At 32.0% G+C, this 6,214-nt stretch carries 6 protein-coding genes and 1 pseudogene; 3 read left to right on the top strand and 4 right to left on the bottom strand.

What is annotated here, in order from left to right; genetic code table 11:
- A partial coding sequence (locus ACH2BP_RS01310; RefSeq protein WP_395056246.1) for a hypothetical protein occupies positions 1-468 on the top strand: 468 nt, incomplete at its 5' end.
- Positions 469-471: 3 nt separating this feature from the next.
- Here the strand turns inward: ACH2BP_RS01310 and gldC are convergent.
- Together gldC and gldB are read right to left on the bottom strand one after the other, a co-directional pair.
- On the bottom strand, positions 472-795 hold the full coding sequence (gene gldC / locus ACH2BP_RS01305) for a gliding motility protein GldC (RefSeq protein ID WP_395056244.1): 324 nt from the start codon (positions 793-795) through the stop codon (positions 472-474).
- A 75-nt stretch (positions 796-870) separates the two neighbouring features.
- On the bottom strand, positions 871-1,827 hold the full coding sequence (gene gldB / locus ACH2BP_RS01300) for a gliding motility lipoprotein GldB (protein ID WP_395056242.1): 957 nt from the start codon (positions 1,825-1,827) through the stop codon (positions 871-873).
- A gap of 186 nt (positions 1,828-2,013) precedes the next feature.
- On the opposite strand from gldB, the gene nadE reads away from it, so the two are divergent.
- Together nadE and ACH2BP_RS01290 are read left to right on the top strand one after the other, a co-directional pair.
- Positions 2,014-2,820, top strand: coding sequence for an NAD(+) synthase (gene nadE, locus ACH2BP_RS01295; protein WP_395056240.1), 807 nt, complete (start codon positions 2,014-2,016; stop codon positions 2,818-2,820).
- Positions 2,821-2,911: 91 nt separating this feature from the next.
- A complete protein-coding gene (locus tag ACH2BP_RS01290; protein ID WP_395056238.1) occupies positions 2,912-3,541 on the top strand; it encodes a LuxR C-terminal-related transcriptional regulator in 630 nt (209 codons plus the stop codon).
- A 183-nt stretch (positions 3,542-3,724) separates the two neighbouring features.
- Here ACH2BP_RS01290 and dnaG read toward each other — a convergent pair whose 3' ends face one another.
- Entirely contained in the window at positions 3,725-5,710 is a 1,986-nt protein-coding gene (gene dnaG, locus ACH2BP_RS01285; RefSeq protein ID WP_395056236.1) for a DNA primase, read from the bottom strand.
- 79 nt (positions 5,711-5,789) lie between these two features.
- Positions 5,790-6,214 (bottom strand): annotated as a pseudogene (locus ACH2BP_RS01280) (hypothetical protein); the annotation flags it as partial.

Below are 6,214 nucleotides of genomic sequence, written 5' to 3'. Positions count from 1 at the left end.
AATTACAAAAAAAACACAATTGAATTTGGAATAAATAGCAGCTATGGGCGACCTGATCTTTGTAAATATCAAAAAACACTTCTGTTCCTAATAAAAACGTGTAACGGAGAATATGTACAACTACGAAATCAATATTATGATTGCTATAAAACTAAAAATAATCGTTGGGCAGTTCCCTATAAAACAATCGATTATTCAAGAATTGATACAACAAAAATTAAAATAAAACCTGTAATAATTGATTTTGAAAAACCCGTAGAATATGATATTCTCGGATGGAGCCTTGAGATTGCACAAAAAAAATTCCCCGAGCCATATTACAAAATTGAAAACAATAAAGCAATTGCCATTTATGGTAATTTTATTGAGGAAATATTAGACATAAAAAAACATATTCATTTACTTCAAAAAGAAATGATGAAAAAAAGTGAAGCAAGTTTAAAAAAAAATTTAGAGAATTATAAATAATTTTTATTTCTTCAACTCCAATTTCTCAGCAAAATATTCACAAAAATCTTTCATAGTATCAGTCATTTTTTCGTCGCCCGTAGCACGATAAAAAGTATCTGCCATAGCAACTAATGTTTGGTGAAAAAATACTTTCATCTCATCGACAGGCATGTCTTTTGTCCATAAATCTATTCTCATTGTTTCTTGAGCTTTGTTGTCCCAAATAGAAAGCATAATAGCTTTTGTTTCTTCCGTTTCGACACCGCCATCTTGTGCTGACCATTGTAGTTTTTCAGGAACACGATTTTCGTCTAATTGTATGTTAAATTTTATTTCAGAAGTCATCTTTATTATAGATTTTAGATTAATATAATTGCTTTCCCGTACGCTATCGCTCGAGTAGTAATTCGCAATTCTAATTTATTTTCTCGGTTTGTATTTAGATTTTTGAAAAATATCTTTGGCATCCATAAGTAACATTTGCTGCATTGGGATATCATTGTTTTCCATAAATGAACGTACGATTTGCAAACCAAACCACGCTCCTATTCTTCCTGGCGTTTCGTTGTCTGACGTTAATCCGAATTTAGAAAATGGCGATGGGCTTATAAAACGTTGCGACATTTTAGGGTCGGTATCATACAATAATTTTTCTTCGATGAAGAATCGCCACATATTGGCTTCATTATCTTGACAATATTTAAGCTGTTCTGGTGTGTAGCAAATTTTCTCTTCATCAGAGTATTCTGGCAACAAAACATCGTTTAAATACAATTGTTTTCCTGAATATATCATTAATGATAATAAATCTTTTCCAACTGGAGGTTTTACTTTTGTTCTAGAAAAACTCTCTACAATATCTGGTAATATTTGCGATGGCTCGAAAGTCTGCTTCATGTAATTTGGGAATTCATAAAACTTATGGTTTTTTCCTAAATACAATTCTAAAGAAATAATTAAAGCTTTCTCAGTATAAATCACTTTATAATCAGTATCCATTTCCTGAATTACAGTATATACTTTTGGTGTTTGTGTTTTTGGATAGTAATATTTGATATAACGAAACAAATCTTCTATTTCGGCTGTTTCTTTATCGAAATTACCGTAACGTTTTTGCACCTCAGCATATAATTCTCTCCAAAGCGGATTTGTCATTTTATCGACCAAAACCGAATCCGATATTGTTCGTGGAAAAAATTCTGGATATTGTGCTTTTAATTTTGGTAATTCGTTTGGTGGTGTTTCAAAAAAAGCTTTATCATAACGATCAACTTTTATGCTTACTGGTATTTCTTCTGAAGCTTCTTGAATTTTGCTCTTTTTAGAACATGAAACAATCGCAAATAGAAATAGAACGAGTATTAAATATTTTTTCATAAACATGATTTTTTAGCCCAGATAAAAGTGGAAATCCTTTTATTTTTTTCTTTAAAAAATAAAAGATTGAAACGTATAGCTGGAATAGCTCCTTCCCTTCGACAAGCTCAGGATGACAATTAATGTATTGTATTTTTATTTTATTATTTTTGCAAATATACATTCGTTTTTAAAACAAAAGTAACCATGCAAAAAAATAGTACCCTAAATTGTGAAAAAGTTAACGAACATATTGTAAACTGGCTTAAAACCTATGCTCAAAATGCGAAAGTAAATGGCTTTGTGATAGGAATTTCGGGCGGAATAGATTCGGCAGTTACATCTACTTTATGCGCACAAACTGGACTAAATGTTTTGTGTGTAGAAATGCCCATACACCAAGCGCAAAGTCATGTAAACAGAGCACAAGAGCATATTACTCAGCTTAAAAAACGTTTCACAAATGTGACTGATACTCGTGTAGATTTGACTCCTGTTTTCGAGAGTTTTAAAACCGAAGTTCCTACTTCCGACAATGAAGCCAAACTAAATTTATCGCTTGCCAACACCAGAGCGAGATTGCGTATGACGAGTTTGTATTATTTGGCTTGTATTCATGGATTATTGGTTGCTGGAACTGGTAATAAAGTAGAAGATTTTGGCGTTGGTTTTTTTACCAAATATGGAGATGGCGGTGTCGATTTGAGTCCTATTGCCGATTTGATGAAAAGTGATGTTCGTGCACTTGCTGCTTATCTTGAAGTTCCTAAATCTATACAAAAAGCAGCTCCGACCGATGGATTATTTGGCGACGACCGAAGTGACGAAGACCAACTTGGCGCTAGTTATACCGAATTAGAATGGGCTATGATTGCCTTAGAAAACGGCAAAACTACTGATAACTTTACTGATCGCGAGAAAATAGTTTTTGAAACCTACAAACGATTGAACACCATAAATCAGCACAAAATGAATCCAATTCCAGTTTGTATAATTCCTGAAATTTATAAGTAATTTATTACTTGAATACCAATTGGTTATAAAAATATTGCGTATCTTTACTAATATTCAATCGTTTTAGTCTAACTATTTAAACTTAAAGGTCATGGTAAAAATAGGTCTTGCAGACAATCATCCCGTTGTACATTACGGCATACGAGCTTACTACAAGGAACACGCTGATGTTAATTTAGTAGGAATTGTTGATAACTTTGAAATGGTATCAGAGATGCTGAAACGAAAGGAAATTGATGTTTTACTTTTGGATTTAGAACTCGAAGGTCTTTCGAGCATAAATCTCATTAAGAATTTACTAAAAGATTTTCCTAAGGTAAAAATCATCTTGTTTTCTAACTTGAATGAGCAAATTTATGCACCGAATGCCATAAAAGCTGGCGTTTTTGCCTTTGTACAAAAAACTGAAAAATTAGACGTGCTAACTTCGACTATTATAAAAGTAAATCGTGGTGCGGTAATTTTTAGCGATGCTGTAAAGAAAAACATGGCGTTAATTTCAAAACAAGCTAAATCTGAAAGATTGTATAGAAAATTATCATCTCGCGAAATCGAGGTTTTGCGTTATCTGAGCAACGGAAAAAAGAATAAAGAAGTTGCTCAAGCTTTAAATCTAAATGAAAAAACGATAAGTACTTATAAATTAAGACTTTTAGCAAAACTAAACGTTACAAATTTGGTCGATTTAGTAAATAAAGCCAAAACTTTGGAGATTGTTTAGCCGTAATTCGCTGGAATTAATTTATTTTCAACCACATAGAAACATAGATTTATAAATTTAATCAAGACGTTTCACTTTACTATAGTAAAACATAGCTTTGCAAACCAAAAATTAATCTAGTATCTATAAATCTATGTTTCTATGTGGTTTTTTTAAAGAAATTTTATTAATTACACCCAACGACTAACTGTAACGTGACATAACTCGTCCCAATTTATTCGAAAAATTATTTACTAATTTAGAATAATCCATTGCCATAGATAGATTTTCGGAGTTATCGGAGTCTATTTCTTTGGATAAATTTGATTTGATTTCTTCGATGATTTTATTAACCAAAAACCAACGCAAAGTAAGTATGGTTTCCGACACATATTGACTTACCGTTTCGCCTTTTTGCTTTACGTAAATTTGTTGGGCTTCCCAATTATGCAAAGTAACTTTTTCATCATCCATAAGGATTGTGGTGACTTCTTGCGCTAATTCTGGCGAAAGCCTCATCAGATATTGCTCGATTTCGAAGGTTTCATTTTCGTTAAAATAAGAGATTAAATTGGTGTATATATCTTTAAATATTGGCGTTCCCAACTCGATCTCATCTTCTTGTAAACTTAGATAAATGCGCTGAAAAACTTTGTATTTGTTTATTTCTTTTATCTCTAACAATTCGCCTTCTTCATTTGCTTTGAAAACAAAATCTTCAAAATCTTCTTCTACATTTCCGTAAAGTAGAAGAATTTCAATTATTTTAAGTTCCAATTCATATAATACATCAACCTTTGCATTAACCGCAATATTTTCGTTTTTATGAACTTCGAAAACTTGATTTTTTTGATCCTGTTTTTGTTTTTTTCCAACTTCGGAAATATCTTTTTGAACCAGTTGTGCCAAAGTGTTGAACAAAACTTCTTCGGAAATATCCATAATTCGAGAACATTCTTGTATGTATATTTCTCGCTTTATTCTGTCTGGAATTTTTGAAATACTATTTACCATATCACGAATGAGTTCTGCTTTCTTGATAGGATCATTCTTAGCATCTTTCATTAATAGTGACGCTTTGAATTGGATAAAATCCATCGCATTGTTTTCGAAATACAACAAAAGCTCGTTGAGTGGTGTTTTTCGGGCAAAACTATCAGGATCGTCACCTTCAGGAAATGCACAAACTTTAACATTCATACCTTCTTCAAGAATTAAATCGATGCCTCGAATGGAAGCACGAAGTCCTGCAGCATCTCCATCAAAAAGTACTGTAATATTTTTTGTTAATCTATTTATTAATCGAATTTGATCTGGCGTAAGCGCAGTTCCGGAAGACGAAACTACGTTTTCTATTCCTGATTGTTGCAACTGAATTACATCTGTATAACCCTCGCACAAAAAACAGTTATCTAGCTTTGCTATGGCTTGTTTTGCATGGTAAATTCCGTACAAAACTTTACTTTTATAATATATTTCGCTTTCGGGCGAATTGAGATATTTTGCAGCTTTTTTGTCATTAGTCAAAATACGTCCTCCAAAACCCAAAACCCGACCAGACATACTTTGAATTGGAAACATGACACGTCCTTTGAAACGATCGAAATGTTTGCCATCTTCTCGGAGAATGGTTAGTCCTACTTTGTCTAAATATTCTAGTTTGTAACCCTGACCTAACCCTTCTTTTGTAAATGCATCCCACGCTTCGGGCGAATAACCTAATCCGAATTTTTTGATGGTATCGTTTGTAAAACCTCTTTCTTTGAAATAGGAAAGCCCTACGGATTTACCTTCATCGGTATTCATCATAGTATTTTGAAAAAACTTGGCTGCAAATTCTGAAACGAGATACATACTTTCTTTTTCACCTGCTTGCTCTTTTTCTTCTTGTGATTGTTCGGTTTCCTCTATTTCAATATTATATTTTTTTGCCAAAAATCTGATCGCTTCTGGATACGAAAAATGTTCATGTTCCATGATGAAAGCGATTGCGTTCCCTCCTTTTCCAGAACTAAAATCTTTCCAGATTTGTTTTACTGGCGACACCATAAAAGATGGCGAACGTTCATCCGAAAATGGAGACAATCCCTTATAATTGCTTCCTGCTCTTTTTAATTGTACAAAATCGCCAATAACCTCCTCTACTCGAGCAGTTTCATAAACAGTGTCTATCGTGGCTTTTGAAATCAATTTGTATTAGGTTCAGAGTTGCAAAGTGTCAAAGATACAAAGTTAAAATTGTATTTTCAGATTGTTTTATTTTTCAAATTTACTTTACCACGAGTATACTTGACATTATATTGTTGCTTTTTAATCTAAAATCAGGGTTTTTTTTCACATCTGACTCTACAAATAAATTTTCTTTATTTATATGTAATATTTGAATATTAGTAACAATTATTTCCTCAATTAGATTATCGATAATTCCAGTTTCTAATTGTATATTGAATTTACAGTTATTGATTGCTATGTTTTGGAATTTCAATTTATCTAAATTCGAATTCGAAACAGCTTTGTCTTCTAGTAATAAGAATTGGTTAAACCCAGAAACAATACTATTTTTTAATTCAAAAAAACTATCACTCTTAATATAAATAGCTTCTTTTACTAATCCTTGATTGTTATCTTCATTGTTGATTAAAGTAATATTGTTTGCAACTATTTTTGTCAATTTTCTGTCTAAATCATAATTTT

The organism is Flavobacterium sp., assembly GCF_043756175.1.
In the GTDB taxonomy this organism is placed as follows: domain Bacteria; phylum Bacteroidota; class Bacteroidia; order Flavobacteriales; family Flavobacteriaceae; genus Flavobacterium.
The sequence above is the reverse complement of the archived record's forward strand: the minus strand, read 5'-3'. Positions and strand labels throughout refer to the sequence as shown.